Below are 21,528 nucleotides of genomic sequence, written 5' to 3'. Positions count from 1 at the left end.
CATTTTACTTGCGAATCCTCCAGGAGATATCTGTCATTCTGCAGTTATTCCGTTCACCTATAGATCTTTTTTCCCCGCATGTTCAGAAACGCTAAGCAGCAAGCCCACCGGCTATCACCTAAATATTAGTGAACAACTCGGCCCCTCACCCCGGCCCTCTCCCCAAAGGGGCGAGGGCCGGGGTGAGGGGAGGCATTTTTTTATTCCCTCTCCCTTATAGGGAGAAGGTTAGGGTGAGGGTAAAACAACCAGCGACTTTGTGGCTGAGGAAAATGTTAGTCGTAAAGCGAGGCATGGTTCCGGCTTAAATCGCCTCCGTTTTCTCTCCGACTGGCCAGCCTCCGGCCGTCGGGAACGGCCGGAGGTTGAGAGCGTCGGGAACGCATCTCAGCCGACCCAGGACTGGGAGATAAAACGGAGGTCTGCCGCTCACGCGGTCGATTTATTTGGCCGGGAGTCCGGGTTCTTAGGAGAGTGACGGTGACTCCCCTAAGACGTTCACCTATGCCGGGTTACATATAAAACAGGGCTGGAAGTGAACGGAATATTCGCCGCTCCTACATAATCGCAGAGATTTTTGACTAAGAAGCAGCTCTTAGGGAGAGAGTCGAATAATTATTCTGTACTGGAAATACACGGGCGCGATCGAGAGACAAAAAAAAGACCGGTATCCCACGCGATTAGCGCAGAAAAACCGGTCAAATAGAGGGCGAAGAAGAGTTTCGCGAAACACGCGTGGCGAAGTTACCTCGCACCACGCGTCAAAAAGAACATCTGTGGACTACAACACAATTCCTTAGGCCAGCACGGCGCTGGCAAGGCCCATCAGCGCGCCGTGGTGGTGCTTCATGGCATCTTTGATGATATTGCCGTTAAACAGCTGCGCATCGGCGTTCACCAGCAGGCTGGAAGAGCCATTGCCCGGTGCGGTGGCGGAGCCTGGAATAGAGCCCCCCACCATAGAAGTTTTCAGATCATTTTTCGCGGACTGGAAGGCTTTCAGCGAATCGCCGCTCAGCGGTTTGCTGTTTTTCAGCGCGTCTTCCCAACTGGATGGGCCTTTACCAACGTGCACCAGGCCCGGTATACCGGCGCCCGCGCTCTGCGGCTTGCCGTAGATTTCCGGGTGCTGATCCATATATTTACCGATTTCAGCACGGGTCTCTTTGGAGCCCCCATCCACTTTACCGGAACCCATCAGGGACAAACCGCTGGTGTCTGACTTCACGTCATCCAGCGCCTGCAGGCCCATTTTGCTGCCGAGCTGGCTGCCCATGTTGTTACCCAGCTGGTTAAAGCTGTTCGCGCTGTTGGCGCTGGTGGTGGACAGCGGCAGCTGGACCAGGCCAATGCCGGTAGACGGTGACTGCAGGCCGTTGCTCATGCCGCTGTTGAAGGCATTCATGTTGCCTGCACCCGCCTGGCTGTTGAACGGGGAGTTCTGGGAATTCACGCCCATCTGCTGGAGCACCTGCTGGAGCATCTGCTGCATGTTGCTCATTGCCAGCGTGTTGCCCATGCTCGCGCCGCCCTGACTCTGCGGAGACATAAAGGTGTTGTTGTTGTTGCCGTTCATGCCGCCGGAGAACAACAGGTTGGTCAGCTTGGAGGCAATGTCGTTCACCATCTGATCGCCAACGTTTTTCAACAGATTAGCGGCCATACCTTCTGGGGTTGCGTTCAGCGCCAGCTGCGGTAATGCAGTGGCCAGATTCAGCATATTTCCAATCGTACTCATTCGATTACCTCACCATGACAACGGGGTTGATACAGGCGACCAGTCCTGCTGGGTCGCAGTATTAAGACGCCTGTTAAGTGAAAAGAAACCGGCTTCGGTTCCACAAAACTGCCTAACATCAGGAAAAAAATGATTTTTTAAAAACAGGCGTGAAAACAGCCACGCCCGCTCTGGCACTCAGCGCACCGGCATCTGCGTGTAATCCTGCACGCCGTTACGCATATCGTTCGGCCACCAGATGGTCAGGTGGTGGCTGTCTGACAGGGGACGACACGTCACGTTGTCACAGCCGTTGTCATTGCGGGTGGCACAGCCGCTAAGCACAAACGCCAGCGCCATCAGTATCAAAATTGAAGGTTTCATCGTGGCTCCTTAATGCAGTACGGGGCGCGGCGGCAGAAGATAGCTGCGCGACCTGGATGAATTCACCGGCAATGACGAGGCAGAGCTCAGCAGCGACTGGCGGCTACGGCGCCCTTCTCCCCGCGTGCGGTAGGCGATATACACCTCTGCCGACTGGCCTGGGGCAAGGTTTCCGCCCGGCCAGGCGGCCACGGCAAGCACGTCATCATCGCGGCAGTTGGATTCGTCAAAACGCTGCGGCTTGCCGCTGATATTGCGGATCAGCCCGACGCTGATTTGCACCGATGAATTGCTGTACCACTGGCTGTGGGAGCTGTCCGATGACAGCCCTGGCCCCACGTTGCACAGCTGGCCAATACTCACGCCTTCACCGCCTGTCTGGAACCCGGTCGGGACTTTGTCTTCCGCCAGATCCCGCATGGCGTTTTCGATGTCGCCTTTCATCGAGCTGTAGCGCTGGCGGAGCTGTACTTCATTCATCGCCGAAGAAAGCTGCTGGCGATCCTGCTCGTCGATGTAGCGCGTCGGGTCCACCTGATCGCCCACCAGATGCGGCGTGATGATGAACAGCCGCTCGCGCTGCGACGTTTCGTGGCTGGTATATGAGAAGAATTTCCCCAGGTAAGGAATGTCGCCCAGCAGCGGAATACGGTGGTCGGTGTCACCGGTTTCACGGGAATGGAAGCCGCCCATCACCAGTGAACCGTTCTGCTGCACCAGCGCCTGAGTGCTGACCGTGGCACGCTTCGCGCCGGTTGCCACGCCGTCATCGTTGACCTGGACTTTGCCGTCTTCCACATCCACAACTAACTGCACCGTGCTGGTTGGCCCGTTGCCGATGGCGCGCGGGACTACCTGCAGGCTGGTTCCGGCGGTCACCGGTTCAATGGTCGCCACGCGCTCGCCGGTCGCGGTAATGAAAGCGGTGTCGCTCATGTCGATCACTGCGGGCTGGTTTTCCAGCGTCAGAATCGACGGGTTAGCCACGATAGAGGCGTTGCCCTCGCCTTCCATCGCCTGGATCTGGGCAAAGAAGCGGCTGTAGTCGGTCACGAATAACGTGCCTGCCCCCTGCAGCATGGAAGAACCGGCGGTAATGTTGCCGAACGTGCCGCTGAGGTTGCTGGAGAACTTCGAAAACGCGTGGCGATCGACATCAATGATCATGGCGTCAATTTCCACCAGCTTTTGCGGCACGTCGATCTGGGAAATCAGCGCCTGATACTGCTCGCGGCGTTTAGGATCGTCCCGCACCAGCAGGGCGTTGTTGCGCACATCGGCAGACACCAGCGGGTTCATTTCCCCTTCGTCATCACCGCCTGCGCCGCGCAGACGGCTGTCCTGGCCCTGAATCAGCCCGGAGAGAATATTGTCCGATTGTTCCTGGAATGACTTGTTGAGGGCTTCACGCGAGCTGCCTTCTCCGCCGGGTACAATGCCCTGCGAAGAGCGGGTGCTCTTTTTACCCAGCAATTCGTTAAGGATGGTTGCCACGCCGGGCACCAGCAGCGTTTTCTCGCGGTATTTAATCTCGCGGTCAGCCACCGAGGCGTACTTCAGCGGGAACGCCATCATCTCTTTGTTCTGCTTTTTGTCTTTGTCTTTGGCGCTAAAATCCGCCACCAGCGCGACGTACTCCGGCGGCCCGGTGACAATCACCACGCCGTCGTCCGGCAGCTCGCCGTAGCCGAATTTGTCTTCCAGCAGCCCGACATCACGCAGCGCCTGCTTGAGATCCGGCGCGGCATCGGCTGACACGCTGATGCGCTTTGAGGTTTCTGCCGACTGCGGGCTGACGAACAGCGAGCCGTTATAGACAAACCACTGGAAGCGGTACTGCAGCGCCAGGCGATCGAGGAAGGCAACGCCGCTGTCGGAACGCAGGCGTCCATCCACCACGCTGTCGGGCACATCCCCTAAACGCAAATTCACGCCGTGGCTGCTGGCGAAATCCTGCAAGACAGTGCGCAGCGGCGTGCCCTGGGCAGAATAGGCATAGGCGCCATTTTGCCAGTCGGCAGGCGTTTGAGCGCTAACAGTTGCGCTGAAGCAACCAGCGGTAGCGGCCAAAGCAAACATGGCTGAGCGCAGTAAACGTACGTGCTGATTCAACGACTCTTCTCCTGTAATCGACGGCATAAAACGGTAGCCATCCGGGGTGCAAACTGCGTTAAACAACGGCTTATCGATACGAATAAGCCGTTGACGGCATAACTAGTTGATAGAGTCGATAATCTCCTTGCTCAGGCTATGCTTGAGCGACCCCAGCTGGCTGTCGGTGAAGGTCGCCGCCGCCTCTTTCATCAGGGCGTTTTTGAATTCCACCATGTCGCCCATGCTTGGCGCGGGCTGGCCAAGCGTGCTCTGCGCCAGCTCGGCAACCGAGTGGTGCAGACGGGACAGCTGGCTGTCGAGATTGCGCTGAATATCAAAGGAATTGCTCATACGTTTCTCCTCGCGTTGAAATCGCATGATAAGTGGCGGCAGAAAGGCGGCAGTTCCCGACGCGGGAAAATTAACTTCCCGGCGGGACGTTTTTGGCAGTGGGTTAGCTGGCGAGGCGCAGCAAATGCTGCTGGAGCGAAGCCCAGCTAATGCTGAACTCGCCCTGGGCGGTTTGCAGCAACAGCGTTTCGGCCGTCAGCGCGTCGTCGATGCAGCGCGTCCAGCCTAGCTGAGGGCGCGCGGCCAGCCAGCTTGCCAGCGGCGCTTCATGCTGTGAGGGGTGATACAGCGTGACGTCCGTTGCCCGAGCGCTTGAACTCTGAAGCTGAGTCAGCAGCGCCGTGAGCTTTTGCTGGTCGCTCAGGCCGCCAAACAGCTGTTCAAACGCGGCCGCAATGAGCGCCTGCGCCTGGCCGACGATTTCGGCACTTTGCGCGTCCCGCTCGGCCCGCCATTCGCTAAAAAAGGGCTCAACCCGCAGCCAGAATTCCCGCTCTGCCTCTTCACAGCGTGTAACGACCAGCCGTTCAGCATCGACCTGCGCCTCGGCGAGCATCTGCTCAGCCTGTTGACGAGCCTCCTCCAGCAGGGCTTCACTCTTGCGCATGGCCTGTTCTACCAGGCTTTGAGCCTGTTGCTGCTCCTGCAAAGCGGAGTGCGGCAACAGTACGCCTTCAATCACCTGGTCGTTCTCTTCTAAGGCAAGTTTACGGCCGACCCACATGGTTTATTGCTCCCGTGAAAAATCATTCAGCGCTGGCATCGCCGAACGTTGAGCCTGCCAGATCGCGCCATCCCACAGCGCCTGCAGGCGATTTAGCGGCACAGGTTCATCCGCCAGCCACGCTTCACATCGCACAATCACAGGCTGAGGGAAACTGAGCCGCAGCCGCAGCCAGGCAGCTGGCGTCAAAATCGGGCGCAGCAGGCAGAGCACGGCGAAACTCGGCTCTCCGCTAAAACTAAGACTTGCGGGCAGCCAGACGCCGGGGCGTAGCCCCCGGGTTAGACGTTCGCACCAGATCCGCTGAGATTCGGTGAGCTGCCCCGCCCCGCTCCCGCGCTGACAAACCTCAGCCACCAGCGCAAAAAGCGTTTCGCGCTGGGCTAAGTCAAGCGAAACCAGCGCCAGCAGGCGGGCGTCGGGCGTTTCCGGCAGAGACTCCTCCAGCGCCAGCATAGCCGGCACGGCCTGCGGCGATTTAAGCATCAGGCTCTGGCGTCGCGCCTCGTCCAGGCTGAACCAGGGCAGCCCGAACCAGCTGGCATCCGCCTGCCGCCAGAATCCCTCCTGCCACCAGCGAAGCCAGTTCGCCGCGAGCGCGTAGTCCCAGGCAACCACTGGCGTTACCGCCGCTCTGAGGGCACAACGGCCAGTCCAGTCGAGCCTGAGTTTTTACCGCGCTTCATCGCCTTTAGCTTCGGTAAAAGGGTGAAGATCCCGCCGAGCAGCAGCAACAGGCCCATCAGCGAGAAGAACAGCGTCCTGACCGTGGCATACTGCGAAAGCGTCAGCTGGAAAGGCCCTAAGGTCACCAGTTCCACGCGGTCGTGATAGGCCGCAGCGGGCACAAACACCACGGAAAGCGCCCCGTCATTTTTCCCGGAAAGCCCCGGAATACTCGCGGCGACCAGTCGACGGATCCTGGGCTCAATGCTGTCTGGGTCCATTTCCGGGGTGTATTTAATAAACACCGATGCCGATGCGGGCTGCACCGGCTCGCCGGGCGCCACGCGCTCAGGCAGGACAACGTTCACCCGAGCCACCACCACGCCGTCAATCTGTGAAAGCGTGGACTCCAGCTCCTGGGAAAGCGCATAGATATAGCGGGCGCGCTCTTCGAGCGGGCTGGAAATAATGCCGTTTTTCTGGAACACCTCGCCCAGGTTGGTCCGCGCTTTGTGCGGCAACCCGTTGGCGTTGAGAATGCGGACGGAGCGTTCAATATTGTCCTGAGCCACCAGCACGGTGACGCCGGTTTTATCTATTTGCTTGTCGGCTTCAATCTTGTATTTCGAGAGTTCGGAAATGATGTCATTGGCATCGTTTTCCGTCAGGCCGGTGTTCAGAATGACCTGTGAGTCGCAGCCTGCCAGCAGCAGGACCAGCAGCCAGGGCTGCAGGATTTTTCGCCAGCGTCGTTGCATGATGGATTACTGCAGGTTGGTCAGTTTATCGAGCCCCGAAATGCTCTTCGAGACAATCTTGGCGTTCATCATGCTCTCCAGGTAATAGTTGGAGAGCTGGTCGTCCACCTGGTTAAGCACCAGCGGATCGGTGGAGCGCGCGGCTTTACGCAGCACGTTATTCATCTGTTTCTGGTCGCCTTCCATCTGCTTGAACATGCCGGAGGCTTTTTCAAACATTGCGGCAGGTTTCCCGCCCACGCCGCCCATCGCCGAGGCCGCTTCCGGCTGCTGCAGCGCGGCTGAAAAGAAAGCGGCATCGCTTTGATTCGCGACGCTGTTGCCGAATGGGATGGAAGACTGAGTGGCCGGGCTGGATGCAGCGCCCAGAGACTCGGGTTCTGGCAAAGGCATACCTGTCGCAGGATTAAGAATGTGCATAAGAGAGTTTCCGCCAGCAGAAGTGAAGATCAGGGATTCACGCCGGGGCGAATCCCTGATTAGCATTAGAAGGAAATTTTGTTCTGTGCCAGAGAACTGATCATGGTGGTGGCTGAGTTCTGGTAGCCGGACACGTAGGCGTTCTTACGGTCACGTTCAGCTTTGTCCAGAGAGTCCTGCATGGATTTGTTTTCGATAGAGTCCATCTGGGACTGGAAGCTATCTGCCAGGCTGCTGCTTGCGCCCGCGTTGTTACCGGTGTTTACTGATGCCATGATGTTTACTCCTCGTTAATTAAACAGCAAATGTTGTGTCATTCACGGATTAAGTGGCGCGGCGTAAGCGGCAGTTCCAAAGAAATTTAAAAAATTAATTTTCCTTTTCAGTCAAAGATTTAATTCTCTGGTACAGCGTTCGTCTTGGAATACCCAATTCATGTGCGGCGCTGACAACCCGATTTTCATGCCGCGAAAGGCAATCTTCTATCAGGCTGTATTCTATCCGCCGCAGGCGTTCGCGCAGCCGAACGGAACGCATCTCCGGGTGCGCCACCTGCCCCAGGGCCGGCAGCCCCAGCACAAACCTTTCGGCAGCGCCTTTCAGTTCACGAATATTCCCCGGCCAGCGGTGCATCAACAGTGCTTCGCTGAGGTGCTGCGGCATCGGCGGCATTGGGCGATTCAGCCGAATAGCAGACTCCTGCGCAAAACGGCGGAACAGGGGAATAATGCATTCCACGCGCTCACGCAGCGCCGGAAGCGAGATTTTGACCGTCGTCAGGCGGAAGAAGAGATCCTGGCGGAACAGCTTTTGCTCCATGAGCTGGGCAAGGGGCTTTTGCGAGGCCACAATCACCCGCAGATTAAGCGAAATAGACTGCGTGCTGCCCAGGCGCCCCACGGTGCGAGTTTCTAACACCCGCAGCAGCTTGGCCTGCAGGCTCAGGGACATACTGTCAATTTCATCCAGAAACAGGACACCATTATTGGCGCTTTCAATGTAGCCAGCACGCGAATGTGTCGCGCCGGTGTAGGCCCCCGCCGTCACGCCAAACAGTTCACTTTCTGCCAGCGTTTCGGGGATCGCCGCGCAGTTAATTGGCACAAAAGCGCCACGACAGCCGGAATGGTCGTAGATACGGCGTGCAAAGGTGTCTTTCCCGGTGCCCGTTTCGCCTTCCAGCACCAAATCAACCTTCAGAGGGGCTAACGTTTGCAGCCAGATATCCAGCCCATCGTGCACATTTTCAGACGCGGGTAATGCGGCTGCGGACCGCGGCATATTCAAGTCGATATCGACCGGAATATGTTTTATCTCCCAATGATTCGAACTGTTTTCTTTCATAAATCCCCCGCTGCCTGGCTTATTCAAGGTCTGGCGTATGAGTCCCACTTATGAACCATAAACGTGAACCACAAAATAATTGCCGCCTGCTGCCGTGAATAAAATACGGTAGCACGCTAAATAAATGAGTTTTGTTTATGAGAAGCAGGAACAACCTATCACCGAGCCGCGGTTTCACAATCAGACAAAATTTTAGCCTCATGTAGGAATATCCCTACATAAGAATTCAGGTTTAACTGTTCCGATGTCTGGATAGCAGGTTGTTTTGAGCGGAATAAAATCGTCAGCCGATAGCGTTTGCTGAGATTCATTTCGTGAAGCCGACTGAAAAAAAATGTGAGATTCGCTGAATATTTCCAAATGTATTAATAAGAATCTAAATATATCGCTATTAAACTAAATAAATGATTTTAATGAATAAATTAAATAAAAATAGACAGGCCGTTAATTTTTTACCCTGTTGCGACCAAAAAATGAATTTTTGCCCGACTCACGTATGAAGCCCGACGGATTCTCCGACAGGATTTCCTCACAATCCGCAAAGCCGATAATATATATTTACGATTATTTACATTGAGAGGTCGCTATTGAAACACCCTTTTCTTTTTGAAATATATTTCACTTTTAGTATTTATGTTTAATTGGGAACATTCCTGGACGCATTTACTGCGATTAATCACGCTATTTTAGCTTGTCAAAGAAATAAACTGCTTTGTAACTAAAAAAAGCAGCCACCCTCTTTGGAGACGTGGCCACTGAATTACCCCATTTTGTAAAGAAACAGGCAAAAATTACCGCTCCACAATCAGGCGAATTTCGCCATGTGGCTGTTCACTTCGTTCACGTAGTTAGGGTCGCCTAAAGAGACGCTGGACAGGTTGTGCAGGTTCACCTGATCGTCGCCGGAGTTATAGGCGCGCAGCGCGGCATCATAGCTGCCGAATTTCTCTTTGCCTTCTTTAAGCATCAACGCCGAACACATGATCTGGTTGGCCGGAGAGTTCATGTCGCTGCCGAGCTTGTCCGGGTATTTGCTTTGCATCTCCCGGTAAGTGTCCGGGTTGATCTGGTTCATGCCGCTGTCGGTCAGGCCGTTACCCGGGTTGGTGGATTTGGCGTTTACGTCCCCACCGGATTCCTGCATCGTCAGCGCGGCTAAAAGCTTGGCCGGAACGCCGGTTTCAGCGGAGGCTTTTTCATATTCTCCCCCGAACTGGGAAACAATTTTTTGCAGCGTTGGATCGCTCGTTTTCAGGCTGGTGTCGCCCGGCGGCAGGCTATCCGCAGACGGCCCGGACGCACCGGATGGACCACCAGAAGGCGCGGCCGCGAGGTTATTCAGCGGACGGCCAGCATCCCCGGCGCCATCGCTGCTGCCGCTGTCCATGCCAGAACCGGAGCCGGAACCAATGCCGCTCGCCGGTGAAGAGGAATCGTCGTCACCCTTACTTTGCCCGGTGTTCATGTGGAAGAGCTGCATCAGCTCTTTCAGGAACTGCTGCAGCATCTGTTGGAGTTCCTGCATCATGCTGTCGGCGGAACCGCTGCCGCTGCTTGACGAAGCATTCGCCGGGTTCGTTGCCGGGCTGTTATTACTGGCCGGTGAGTCGCCGAAGTTAATCGCCGAAGGCTTGTCTGCCGCCCCCGTGTTGGCAAAGTTCAGCGCCAGCGGGATCGCCAGCGTGTTCCCGCCGTTATTCAGCAGCAGTTTGGCGGTAATGCTGTTACTGCCGTTCTGTGAGTCAGGTGATGCCCCGTCCAGGCCTGGAAAATGGTTTTCCGGCAAAAGCGGTGAGAACCCGCCCGGTCCTGATGATATCTGCATACAACACACTCCCTAAGTGATACCCAGTAGCAATAACCGGCCGCCGCTTAACCGCGCAATGACGCTTAGTTTTACCCACGCCCGGAATGTTCAACTGAGTGAGAAGCAGGGGTAAAGAGTTCCTTACATGGCAAAAAATGGGAACCCAAGTGCGCTTTTCGCCACACATTGCCTGTAAGAATTAGAGGAGATAACGCGATGCAGACTAAACAATGGCGCTGGGGACTTTTACTGCTTAGCCTGCCGGCCCTCGCCCAGGCCGAATGCTTTACCCGCGTGGGGCATGCCTTTGGGATTGCTCCCGCATTGCTGGAGGCCATCGCCTGGAAAGAGTCGAAATTTAGTCTCTCGTCGGTGAACGCCGCCAACTCGAACCACACCGAAGACGTGTGCATGATGCAGGTGAACAGCGTGCATTTTGGCCGGTTGAAGCAGCTGGGCGTGACGCGTGACAACCTGCTGCACGATCCCTGTACCTGCATCGCCACCGGCGCGTGGGTGTTACACGGGCTGTTCCGCCAGTATGGCCGCTCCTGGAATACCGTCGGCATGTACAATACCGGCCCGTCGGAAAAGCGCCGCCAGCTTCGAAGCCGCTATGCGGATGACGTCCAGCGTATTTATAAGATCCTGCAAAAGCAGCAGCCCGCGCGGCGTGAAGAGGATCTGTTTGCCAGCAACGAGGCTGCAGGCCAATAAAAAAACCGGGACATTTCCCGGTTTTTTATTTCTATCAATATCAGCGCGGCGTGGCGGCCTCCAGCAGCGAAGGCAGCTCGGCAATAAATGCTCTGACCTCGCCGCTCTGGCTGATAAAGGCGTTTAACCAACCCGCAAACCGCTCGGCGTCCAGGACAAACATTTCGCACTGAGTGCAAAGCCGAATGGCATTTTCCCCATCGAGCGCCAGCCAGCAGCCACGCATCGCGTTCATTTCAAAGTTCATCGCCAGCAGGTTCGGCAGCAGCGCCGCATCCTGCCCGGTTAATTCCCCTACCCGGCAGTGCAGCACCGCCGCGCTGCTGTCCGGCGGCAGTTCAATCACCGCCGCCTCTTGCTGCTGCGCATCCGTCAGCAGGCATACGCCTTCTTCCAGACGCAGCGAGATCTTGTGCTGTTTTCCCCAGGCATCAAGCCACTGTTGAAGCTGCTGTTGCATCGTCATTTCCTTATCCTCCTTTCACCATAAATCCCGCCTCGGCGGCGTCTTGCAGCGCCGATTTCACTTCTTTTTCTGCCTGGGCCACGCCACCGTCCACGGTGTAGCTGAGCGGCGCGCTGTCGTCATCGCCGTAGCTAAAGTTGATGGTGCCCAGATTTTCGTTCATCGACAGCGACACGCCGTTAGAGCCGCCGAGTAAAAATGACGGCGTCGAGAACCCATCGGATTTGCTCTGCGTTTTGGTAAACGCGATAGATTTCAGTCGCAGTTTGTCGCGATCTTTTAACAGATCGACAATCGAGTCCTGGGTGACCGTATGGTTTGCCCACTGGTCGGCCAGCTTTTCACGCGGCTTGGTTTTCAGCTCAAGGGAGACCACCGCCTGGGAACTGCTGTTATCCTGCAGCCCGCGCAGGAGCGCTTTCAGCCGGTAATCCTCGCCCATCATCTGGGTAATGCGGTCGGCGTTACTCGGCGAAAACTCACCTTCCATAAAGTGGCGCATAAAGTGGAACAAGCCGTTGTTGTCGATGCGCGAAAGGTTCTTATAGGTGGACTGGTATTCCGCCTTGTTCACCAGCTGCTGCTGGTTGAGCACCGCATTTTGCTGGCGCACGGTTTGCTGCAGCGACTGTAGCGCCGCCTGCGGGCCGTTGCCCGTCAGCTCGTGGTGCCGCGACGGCGGAATAAAGCGGGCAAAGTGGGTTTCCAGCTTGCCCAGCCGCTCTCCGGCTGACATCGGCAGGCGTGGAGCCCCTTCCGCCGGCGTGAGTTCATCCAGAAGTTGGCGGCTGGCGAGGTCGGTAAACTCGCCGCGTAGCCCGGTGATAAGCGCATCCACCTCGGCATTGGTCGGTTCGGGCTGCGTATTCTGCACGGAAAGAGAGTCGGCCTGCTGCTGCCGGGCGGTCAGCTGCTGCAGCGTGTCGAGCAGCGGACGGCGCGCCTTCGCGTTATCGGCAGGCGGATACCAGCGTGTAAAATGGGCATCCAGCTGGCTGAGCTTATCGGCCACGGAGATCGGCAGTTCCCCTTCTTTCGGCTCCTCTTTCAGTTTGGCCAGCAGCTGCGTGGAGGCGCTGTCGGTAAACTGCTTGCCCAGCGTGGTCATCAGTTTTTCCAGGTGAACGCCCTCCACCGGTTGGGCATTTTTTAAGTCTACGGTGAGGCTGTGCGTCGTCCGGTTGTTGATTGACAGCTGCACGCTGGCCCCGACGCCGACGCCCACCGAGAAGGGATCTTTGTGCTTCGGCTGAAGGGTGGTGCTGACCGGAATGGCGATGTTAGCCCCGGCGCTCATCTGGTTAAATGCCCTCAGGCGGTGGTCGCTGTGGCTGACGCCCTGCCCTTCGGCGTTGCGTGAGTCCGTTCGTTCGCGGCTGCCCGCCAGCAGATTAGTGTTGGCATAGACGCCGCCGCCGAGGCGGGCGCTGGTCGGGAAATCTTTCTCGTGGCTGTCGGTAAACGGGAAGCCAACGCTCGCCAGCGCGGCGGCGTTGATGTCCACGCTGAAGCTCTGGGTTGCGCCACTTTTCACGCTGTGGTTGGCACCCCGGTTCAAAAACTCCAGCGGATCCAGCGTGCCGCTGCTCAGCTGTTCGATAAAACCGGGGATTTCGTGCTCCGCCAGTTCAAACGAGACACCGTGCTGGGACTGAAGCTGCCCGCCCAGCGTGACGCCGCCGCCCAGGCGAACGCCCTGCGACAGCGGGTGCTTATGGTCGCCGTCGAGATAGACTTTGTGGGTTTTGTTGTAGTCGGTCAGCACGTTGTAGCCGACGCCCACGATGCCGGTTGCCGACACGGCACCGGTGCGCCCGAAGCTGACGTTAATTCCCGTATCGCCGCGTGAAAAGCTCATGGTGTAGCCACGATCTGCACCCACTTTGCCGCCAACGCCCGCCACAACCTGAGTGCCCGGCGCCACCGTGGCGGTGGCAGACGCCCCATAGGTGCGGCTGAACGCCAGGTTTTCGCCGCTCTCCAGCGAGAGCACGGTGGAGACCATTTTGTCCTGCATTTCGCGCTGGTTTTCCGCCTGCATCACGGTTTTGGTATTGATGTTAACGCCGTGGTTTTCTTTGCTGAACGCCTTGGTCATTGCCTTGATGGCGTCATAGTTGGCCTCCAGCGACTTGTGGTTGCCGAAGCCCTGAGTGGTGACCGTTTTAATCACGTTCCCGCCCCATTCGCTGTCCCTTAGCCGGGCCACGTTGGCGGCAATTTCCGTCATTTTGGCTGAACGCTGAGGTTCGCCCAGCAGCGAGGCCTGCTGCAGCTCATCCACCGAATCATGCAGGGATTTCAGCGCCAGCACGTCCAGCATTACCCTGGATTTCACCAGCCCGATATCGTCATGGATATCGCGCTGGCGCCCCATCGGGACCTGTTCTTTCTGGTGGTTAAGGGTTATTTTCCGCGCTTCCAGCTCGGCAATAATCGCCCCGGCGTGGTTGCTTTTATCGGCCGGATAGCGCCGCAGCAATTCGTTCAGTTGCCCGGTCAGGTTATCCTGGCGGCTGCTCGACGGGTTCAGCGCCCCGCTTTGGCTATGGTTCAGCCCAAAACGAGAAGGCGTGGCCTCCTGGCGGCGTTCGTCACGCACGCCATAGTGCTGGCCGATTTGCTCGCAGTAATGCGTGCTGCTGTCGGAAAGCTGGCGTGCAAAGCTGCTCATTTCTTCCAGCAGCGCCTTTTCCTGCGGCTGCCACTGGCGCGCCGTTTCCCCGCTCATGATTTCGAGACGCTGGCTTAAGCCTGGGCGCGGAGCCGCTCTGCCCGGCTGCTGCGAGAGCGCCTTCAGCCGCTGGGTCAAATCCCCCTGCTGCTGGTAGACGTCTTTCAACCCTTCACGCCCGGCGTAGCGGTGCTGAATAGAATAGGCGGCGGTTTTTATCGGGCGCGGCCATTCCAGCGACGGACGGAAGACAAACGTGCTGAGACGAGTGCGGAACGAGGTCCGAACCTGCTTGCCGTCCTGCCCGGTCTGGCCGAGGAAGTTTACCTCGCGTTTGAAGGTGATCCCGGTACCCGGCAGGCGCCAGTCTTTTGACGCTTTCGTCAGGCGCTCGTAGTGCTGGCGAGCCATGTTGGGTTCCGCCACCGGCGCGGTCGCCGGGTCGCCTTTTTCCCAGGCTCCGGCTTTGAAGACAAACGTATTGCCCTGCTTGTCGAGGGCGCTGACTTGCCCCTTAGCCGAGGTTTGCAGCGCGGTGAGTTCAGGCTGGCTGCCGTCCTCGTTTGCCGGCAGAGTGACTTTCGCTAACCCGTCGGCTTTGCCGCTGTTCCAGCCGTTTTCCGGCAGGCTGAACAGGCTCCCCTCTTTGCTTAACAGCCAAAGCTGCTTGTCTTCACCGAGGGCGAGATCGCTGACTTTTGCCGCATCCTCTTTCCCCGCGCTGCCGAGTACCAGCTTCTCAATTTGCTGCTGCAGAGCCGCCTGACTGAGCGTCTGGGTAGCACGCTGATTGCGGCGAGTGGTGGTGTCTATGTGGTGGAAGCCGATATCGCCTTTTTCGTTCACCGCCAGATAGCGGCGGCTGTCGATCGCCGTGAATGCCTGCGCTTTCTCGGCTTTGTCCAACCCGGCCGTGGCCAGATCGGCGCTTACGCTTTTGGTCACCTGCGGCAGCGCAAAGACGTTGCTGCCGTGGTCAACTTTGTTACTGCTCAGGTTGACCTTGAGGCGCTTCAGCTCGCCGTCTTTCATCAGCCACGGCTGGCCGTCCAGGCCGCACTGCAGCTTGTCCGCTTTTTCGTCGGAAGCGGCCCACAGGCCGGTGGTTTCGTTGAAGTAGTGCACTTTGCCGTCGTGCAAAGCCAGCTTGCCGAGCCGCCCGAGATCCACCACATCATGGGCGGCAGGCGTGACCTGCGGCAGCCCTTTTTGGTAGTCGAGCACCAGGCTGTCGCTGAGGTTCCAGCTGCTCTGCGGCTTGAGGTCGCCGCCGTGCCAGTGGAAGGTAATGGCGTGCTTCTGGTCGTACTTATCCTTCACGATAAGGTGCAGGCGATCGGTTTCATCGGCCAGCATATCTTCGATTCGCGCGCCATCTTCAACGGTCGCGGCCACGTATTGCGTGATGTTATCCAGCAGCGGCTTGTGCCGGGCTTCTCCAAAGGTCAGCGCCGTGCTTTGTGCATCAGGTTTGTCGCCGCAGTGCAGCCGGCCATTGTTGTCCAGCGCAAACAGCAGCGGGCCGTGCAGCGCCGTTTTCTTCAGCGTCATGTTCTCGGGCAGCGTCAGCATTTTAGGCTGAGGATCGGTTGCCGCCAGGTTGGCCACATAGGCCACCTGCGGCTTCTTCTCGTCGTCGCTCAGCAGCACCAGAGCATCGCGCTTCGGGCCTACCGCATAGTGATCGATTTTGTGCTCAAAATTGACCTTGATCGTGTCACCCACGGCGCTGCCAAGCTGTTTGTCGTCGTTCACTCGCCACAGCATGCCGTCACTCTGGCGCGACAGGGAGGAGAGTTTATCGTCCTCGCCGGAGAGCGATTGCCAGGCGTTGGCGGCGCTGTCAAAGCTAAAGAGTTTTTTGTCGTGCAGGCGGTAACGCGTGCCGTCGCCGTCGGTAACGCTGTCCGTCAGGCGGTCGCGGATGCCCGTTTCCGGCAGACGCACTTTCTCACCGCCAATCTCGACGGTCTGGCGGTCGTGCCAGGAAAGATGCTGCCCGGCGGGCGCCAGGCTTTGGCGGCGCATAAATCCCCGATGGGGAGGATGTACTTCCCGCCACTCCACTTTTTGCTGACTGTGGCTGAGGGCAATAAACACGCCGGGCTGGCTGCGCAGCGTCATCAACCGCCCTTCTTTATCCAGCAAAACATGCTGATGGCCGTCGTCGCTGGCCAGGTGATTTTGATAACGCAGGCGGTCATGGCCGATGGTTTTTTCCATCAGGGCATGTAGAGGCGCAGAGGTTGCGGGCGTATCGATCTCCAGCCGCCCTTTTTTATCGAGCGATAGCCGGGTTTCCAGCAGCATGTTTTTTTCAGGCTCAATCTCCAGCGGCAGCTCGGCAAAGTGGCTGCCAGGCGTTCCGACTTCATTACTGGGGATTGCGTTCGGGTCGGACACATCCGGCTGACTATAAACGCTGGCGGAACTGGCACTGGGCTGGCTGTAAAGGCTTGGGCTAGTGGCACGAGAAGCGCTGGCCTGGCTATAGAGACTTGGGCTGCTGGCGCGAGAAGCGCTTGCCGTGGCGGGAATCGTAATTTGCGCGGCATCTTGTCCGTTGCGATGCCGTCCTAAAAAACGGCTGAACATTCCTTTTTGCGGCGTCTGCGTATTTGCCGCACTCTGCCTTAGTCCACCGGGGGGCAGCGTAGCTCCGGCCTCGGCGTGCAGTGACCCCGACGCGATTTGCGTGGGCGGCGCTTTGCTTTGTTTTATCGCTGAGGCGCGTGACCGCCCCTGCTGTAAATCGGTAATTTCACGGTCGCTAATGGCTCGCCCTGGCTTGATAAAAGCCGATATTCCTAATCCCATGCTGTTACCCCTTAACAGTCAAACACGTTCTCCGCTTAGTCAGTGGTAAGAATTCAGTTCCGGTTCCAGGCTAAATTTTCTTTAACTCTGTGTAAAACCAGAAAAAACCAGCCACAGCAAGGGCAGCAGCCCGGTTGAACGTTAAAATAAAATCAGAAAAAACCGATAGCCCCGGCGTTTTCTGGCCGGAGAAAAAGCGGGAATGTAGCGGCAGATTGACCCATGACAAGGTCGGCGGCGGACGCCGCTCTCTATAATCGGCCTCCTTCCGCACAGGGGTAAATAACCGTGGATTATCAACTTAATTTCAACTGGCCAGCGTTTATGGAAACGTACTGGCAGAAAAAGCCGGTGGTGCTCAAAAACGCACTGCCTAATTTTGTCGACCCTATAACGCCCGACGAACTTGCCGGCCTTGCAATGGAAAATGAAGTCGACAGCAGGCTGGTCAGTTTTAAAGAGGGAAAATGGCACGCCAGCAATGGCCCCTTTGAACACTTTGATAATCTCGGCGAGACCGGCTGGTCGCTGCTGGCCCAGGCCGTTAATCACTGGCACGAACCCGCCGCCGCGCTGGTGCGCCCTTTCCGCGTGTTGCCGGACTGGCGGCTGGATGATTTGATGATTTCGTTTTCCGTACCGGGCGGCGGCGTTGGCCCGCATATCGACAACTATGACGTGTTTATTATCCAGGGGATGGGCAGCCGCCGCTGGCGCGTGGGCGATAAGCTGCCGCTGAAGCAGTTTTGCCCGCACCCAGCGCTGCTGCACGTTGAGCCGTTCACGCCGATCATCGATGAAGATTTAGCCCCCGGCGATATCCTCTACATTCCGCCTGGCTTCCCGCACGACGGCTTTACCCATGAAACGGCGCTGAACTATTCGGTTGGCTTCCGCGGGCCAAACAGCCGCGACTTAATCAGCAGCTTTGCCGATTACGTGCTGGAAAATGACCTCGGCGGCGATCACTACAGCGACCCGGATCTCACCTGCCGCGTAAACCCTGGCAAAGTAGAAAACTACGAGCTGGAACGCCTGCGCGACATGATGACGGCGTTGATTAGCCAGCCGGAAGCGTTCAACCAGTGGTTCGGCAGCTTTGTGACCACGCCGCGGCACGAGCTGGATATTGCATCTGCAGAGCCGCCCTACGAGCCTGAAGAAGTGGCCGCAGCGCTGGCTGGCGGAGAAGAGCTGATTCGCCTGAGCGGGCTGCGGGTATTGCAGGTTGGCGAGGGTTTCTTCGTCAACAGTGAACCGCTGGACGTTAGCCATCAGGCCGCCGCCGTGTCAATGTGCCGCTATACCCGGCTGACCAAAACGGAGCTGGGTGCCGCCGTGGAGGATGACGAATTTATCCGCCAGCTGACGGCGCTGATTAACCAGGGGTACTGGTACTTCGAGGATTAAGCCGGTCCAGAGCTGTCTCTTAGTCATAAATAGGCGTTATGAAAGACTGGCTAATATTCCGTTCACTTTGAGTCCTGTTTTATATGCAGCCCCCGCACCGGTGAACGTCTTAGGGGAGTCACCGTCACTCCCCTAAGAACCCGGACTCCCGGCCAAATAAATCGACCGCGTGAGCGGCAAACCTCCATTTTATCTCCCAGTCCTGGGTCGGCTGAGATGCGTTCCCGACGCTCTCAGCCTCCGGTTATGACCCAACTCAGGCGGGGTTGAGCAGCCGGGAGCAGCGAAAGAGAGCGATCGTCGGGAACGAATCGCGAACGACCCCGAATGTTTGGGTGATAGCCGGTGGGTTTACCGCTTCAGCGGCGATGAGCTCGCCGGGCGCCGGGGCTGTTCGGGGGATGGCGTTATCCCCCGGACACGTTCACCGTGCTCTGAACGCGCAGGGGAAACAGATTTACGGGTGAACGTAACAACTACGGAGAGAATAAACTTGAGTTGTTTTCACCCTCTCCCAAGAGGAAGAGGGCCGTGATGAGGGTCATCCCCACTTACTTCGCTTTCGTGACTTCCTGGCCGACCAGGCCAATCTTCAAATACCCTGCCTGGTGCAGCGTATCCATCACGTCCATCAGCGTTTCGTAGTCCACCGTTTTGTCCGCGCGGAAGAAAATGGTGGTGTCTTTTTTCCCTTCGGTTGCGGCAATCAGCGCATTGACCATCGACTCTTTGGTTACCGGGTCATTACCGATAAACATCGAATGATCGGCTTTTACCGACAGATAAACCGGCTTCTCAGGGCGTGGCTGTGGTTCACTGCTGGAGGCCGGAAGGTTAACCTTCACGTCCACCGTTGCCAGCGGCGCCGCCACCATGAAGATGATCAGCAGCACCAACATCACGTCGATAAACGGCGTAACGTTGATTTCGTGCATTTCACCATTGTCATCGAGGTTTTCGTTCAGACGCATTGCCATGGGGCATTAACCTACTCGCAGTTGCTGGGTATTACGCACCGGACGCGGCTGAGCGGTACCATCCAGGTCCAGATCGCGGCTTTGCAGCAGCAGAACCTGCGCGGCAACGTCGCTGAGGCTGGCTTTGTAGCTGCCGATCATACGCGCGAAGATGTTATAGATAACCACCGCCGGGATGGCAGCAACCAGGCCGATTGCCGTCGCCAGCAGCGCTTCTGCGATGCCCGGGGCAACGACCGCCAGGTTAGTGGTCTGGGATTGAGCGATACCGATGAAGCTGTTCATGATGCCCCAAACGGTACCGAACAGGCCGACGAACGGTGAAATCGCACCGATGGTGGCCAGGAAGCCGTTACCGCGCCCCATGTGACGCCCAACGGCGGCCACGCGGCGCTCAAGGCGGAAGCCGGTACGATCTTTAATGCCTTCGTTATCTTCCACGCCGGCTGAAAGTTCCAGTTCGTTCTGGGCTTCGTTGATTAACAGCGTGCTCAGGCTTTTACTGCCAAAGGCTTCTGCCGCGCTGCTCGCTTCGTTCAGGGAGCGCACGTTAGCCAGCTGCTGCTGCTCTCGCTTGAGGCGACGTTTCTGGGTGATCAGCTCCACGCTCTTACTGAAAAAGATGGCCCAGGTGACAACAGAGGCCAGAATCAGGCCAATCATCACGATCTTCACTACGATGTCAGCATGTTGATACATGCCCCAAACGGACAGATCCGTCTGCATCAGATTACTCGTCACGTCTTACGCTCCAGCGAGAAATAAATGTCAAAACTGAGACTAATATATCAAAAAACTATCGAATTGATAGTCGTTCTCATTAGTATTTGCAGACTGCCGGAAATTGTTGAAGCATTCCTTGCGCTTACGCAGGAAAAGCGCCCACATGGCGAAATGATGACTTTTTTCGCCAACCTGAGAAAACGCCATGATGCCCTTTGCCCATTCTGTGTTAATTTACGTCCAGACATCCAGATGGTTAGACGGGGAAGCGGAAATGGCGGAAAAACACATCGAAACGGCGCTGGTCAACGCCGGGCGCAGCAAGAAGTTTACTCAGGGTTCGGTTAACAGCGTGATTCAGCGCGCCTCCTCCCTCGTCTTTGAAAGCGTTGAGGCCAAAAAGCAGGCCACCGCTAACCGCGCTAAGGGCGAGCTGTTCTATGGCCGTCGCGGCACGCTGACCCATTTCTCGTTGCAGGAAGCGATGTGTGAACTTGAGGGCGGCGCGGGCTGTGCCCTCTTTCCCTGCGGCGCCGCCGCGGTGGCTAATACAATTCTGGCCTTTGTTGAACAGGGCGATCACGTTCTGGTGACCGAAACGGCCTATGAACCAACGCAGGATTTCTGTACCAAAATTCTCTCAAAGCTTGGGGTTAGCACTGGCTGGTTCGCGCCGGAGATTGGTGCCGATATTGCCAGCCTGATTCAGCCGAATACCAAAGTCGTTTTTCTGGAATCCCCCGGTTCTATTACGATGGAAGTCCACGATATTCCGGCGATTGTCGCAGCGGTAAGGCGCGTTGCCCCCGACGCTATCATCATGATCGACAATACCTGGGCGGCTGGCGTGCTGTTTAAAGCGCTGGAGTTCGGCATCGACATCTCCATTCAGGCGGGAACCAAATATTTAATTGGCCATTCGGATGCGATGGTTGGCACCGCGGTATCCAATGCCCGATGCTGGGATCAGCTGCGCGAGAATGCCTATCTGATGGGGCAAATGCTGGATGCAGACACCGCGTATATGACCAGCCGCGGTATTCGGACCCTGGGTGTTCGCCTGCGTCAGCATCAAGAAAGCAGCTTAAAAGTCGCCGAATGGCTGGCACAGCATCCGCAGGTTGAGCGCGTGAATCATCCAGCGCTGCCCGGCAGCAAAGGGCATGAATACTGGAAACGTGACTTTACGGGCAGCAGCGGGCTGTTCTCATTTGTGCTGAAAAAGCGGCTGAGTGATGAAGAGTATGAACAGTACCTCAATCATTTCGAGTATTTCAGCATGGCCTATTCCTGGGGCGGCTATGAATCGCTTATTCTCGCTAATCAGCCCGATGAGCTGGCGGAGCTCCGCCCGGCAGGCGGCGTCGACTTTAGCGGCACCCTGGTTCGCCTTCATATTGGCCTGGAAAACGTGGACGATCTAATGGCGGATCTGGAAGCGGGTTTCCAGCGTATTGCCTAAAAAATCCGTTTATCGGT

The 21,528-nt window shown here is 57.1% G+C and carries 18 protein-coding genes; 3 read left to right on the top strand and 15 right to left on the bottom strand.

What is annotated here, in order from left to right; all coding sequences use genetic code 11:
• Window positions 1-796: 796 nt before the first annotated feature.
• The 11 genes from A936_RS19930 to A936_RS19880 all read right to left on the bottom strand — a co-directional run bounded on the left by A936_RS19930 (window position 797) and on the right by A936_RS19880 (window position 10,283).
• Window positions 797-1,738: an Hrp/hrc type III secretion system-Hrp elicitor/effector region-harpin/ elicitor of hypersensitivity reaction gene (locus A936_RS19930; protein ID WP_008460982.1), complete on the bottom strand. Its 942-nt coding sequence runs from the start codon at window positions 1,736-1,738 to the stop codon at window positions 797-799.
• A gap of 177 nt (window positions 1,739-1,915) precedes the next feature.
• Window positions 1,916-2,101: an HrpT family type III secretion system protein gene (gene hrpT, locus A936_RS19925; RefSeq protein WP_008460981.1), complete on the bottom strand. Its 186-nt coding sequence runs from the start codon at window positions 2,099-2,101 to the stop codon at window positions 1,916-1,918.
• Window positions 2,102-2,110: 9 nt separating this feature from the next.
• On the bottom strand, window positions 2,111-4,180 hold the full coding sequence (sctC, locus tag A936_RS19920) for a type III secretion system outer membrane ring subunit SctC (protein WP_034810083.1): 2,070 nt from the start codon (window positions 4,178-4,180) through the stop codon (window positions 2,111-2,113).
• A gap of 135 nt (window positions 4,181-4,315) precedes the next feature.
• Window positions 4,316-4,546: a hypothetical protein gene (locus tag A936_RS19915; RefSeq protein WP_008460979.1), complete on the bottom strand. Its 231-nt coding sequence runs from the start codon at window positions 4,544-4,546 to the stop codon at window positions 4,316-4,318.
• Window positions 4,547-4,649: 103 nt separating this feature from the next.
• On the bottom strand, window positions 4,650-5,270 hold the full coding sequence (locus A936_RS19910) for an HrpE/YscL family type III secretion apparatus protein (RefSeq protein ID WP_008460978.1): 621 nt from the start codon (window positions 5,268-5,270) through the stop codon (window positions 4,650-4,652).
• 3 nt (window positions 5,271-5,273) lie between these two features.
• On the bottom strand, window positions 5,274-5,888 hold the full coding sequence (locus tag A936_RS19905) for a hypothetical protein (RefSeq protein WP_008460976.1): 615 nt from the start codon (window positions 5,886-5,888) through the stop codon (window positions 5,274-5,276).
• Window positions 5,889-5,893: 5 nt separating this feature from the next.
• Window positions 5,894-6,694, bottom strand: a complete 801-nt coding sequence (gene sctJ, locus A936_RS19900) for a type III secretion system inner membrane ring lipoprotein SctJ (protein WP_008460974.1) — start codon at window positions 6,692-6,694, stop codon at window positions 5,894-5,896.
• A gap of 6 nt (window positions 6,695-6,700) precedes the next feature.
• The gene (locus tag A936_RS19895; protein ID WP_008460972.1) at window positions 6,701-7,114 is read right to left on the bottom strand and encodes an EscF/YscF/HrpA family type III secretion system needle major subunit; all 414 of its coding nucleotides are present in this window, start codon (window positions 7,112-7,114) and stop codon (window positions 6,701-6,703) included.
• Window positions 7,115-7,179: 65 nt separating this feature from the next.
• Window positions 7,180-7,389: a hypothetical protein gene (locus A936_RS19890; protein ID WP_008460970.1), complete on the bottom strand. Its 210-nt coding sequence runs from the start codon at window positions 7,387-7,389 to the stop codon at window positions 7,180-7,182.
• A 94-nt stretch (window positions 7,390-7,483) separates the two neighbouring features.
• Entirely contained in the window at window positions 7,484-8,458 is a 975-nt protein-coding gene (locus A936_RS19885) for a sigma 54-interacting transcriptional regulator (protein WP_008460967.1), read from the bottom strand.
• Window positions 8,459-9,263: 805 nt separating this feature from the next.
• Window positions 9,264-10,283, bottom strand: coding sequence for a lytic transglycosylase domain-containing protein (locus tag A936_RS19880; protein ID WP_008460966.1), 1,020 nt, complete (start codon window positions 10,281-10,283; stop codon window positions 9,264-9,266).
• A gap of 198 nt (window positions 10,284-10,481) precedes the next feature.
• Here A936_RS19880 and A936_RS19875 point away from each other — a divergent pair, with 198 nt between their 5' ends.
• Window positions 10,482-10,982 (top strand): lytic transglycosylase domain-containing protein, encoded by a 501-nt coding sequence (locus A936_RS19875; RefSeq protein ID WP_008460965.1) that lies wholly within the window; start codon window positions 10,482-10,484, stop codon window positions 10,980-10,982.
• Window positions 10,983-11,022: 40 nt separating this feature from the next.
• Here A936_RS19875 and A936_RS19870 read toward each other — a convergent pair whose 3' ends face one another.
• Entirely contained in the window at window positions 11,023-11,448 is a 426-nt protein-coding gene (locus tag A936_RS19870; RefSeq protein WP_008460964.1) for a type III secretion system chaperone, read from the bottom strand.
• Window positions 11,449-11,452: 4 nt separating this feature from the next.
• The gene (locus tag A936_RS19865; RefSeq protein WP_034810029.1) at window positions 11,453-16,939 is read right to left on the bottom strand and encodes an AvrE-family type 3 secretion system effector; all 5,487 of its coding nucleotides are present in this window, start codon (window positions 16,937-16,939) and stop codon (window positions 11,453-11,455) included.
• A gap of 288 nt (window positions 16,940-17,227) precedes the next feature.
• On the opposite strand from A936_RS19865, the gene A936_RS19860 reads away from it, so the two are divergent.
• Entirely contained in the window at window positions 17,228-18,349 is a 1,122-nt protein-coding gene (locus A936_RS19860) for a ribosomal protein uL16 3-hydroxylase (RefSeq protein ID WP_008460962.1), read from the top strand.
• Window positions 18,350-18,900: 551 nt separating this feature from the next.
• Here the strand turns inward: A936_RS19860 and exbD are convergent.
• A complete protein-coding gene (exbD, locus tag A936_RS19855; RefSeq protein ID WP_008460960.1) occupies window positions 18,901-19,326 on the bottom strand; it encodes a TonB system transport protein ExbD in 426 nt (141 codons plus the stop codon).
• 6 nt (window positions 19,327-19,332) lie between these two features.
• The gene (gene exbB, locus A936_RS19850; RefSeq protein WP_008460958.1) at window positions 19,333-20,067 is read right to left on the bottom strand and encodes a tol-pal system-associated acyl-CoA thioesterase; all 735 of its coding nucleotides are present in this window, start codon (window positions 20,065-20,067) and stop codon (window positions 19,333-19,335) included.
• Between the two features lie 256 nt (window positions 20,068-20,323).
• Here exbB and metC point away from each other — a divergent pair, with 256 nt between their 5' ends.
• Window positions 20,324-21,511 carry a cystathionine beta-lyase gene (gene metC, locus A936_RS19845; protein WP_008460955.1) on the top strand — a complete coding sequence of 396 codons (1,188 nt, stop codon included), beginning with the start codon at window positions 20,324-20,326 and terminating at the stop codon, window positions 21,509-21,511.
• Window positions 21,512-21,528 lie beyond the last annotated feature (17 nt).

The organism is Enterobacter sp. Ag1 (genome assembly GCA_000277545.1).
Classification (GTDB): Bacteria; Pseudomonadota; Gammaproteobacteria; order Enterobacterales; family Enterobacteriaceae; genus Cedecea.
This window is presented reverse-complemented; position numbering and strand designations above follow the sequence as displayed.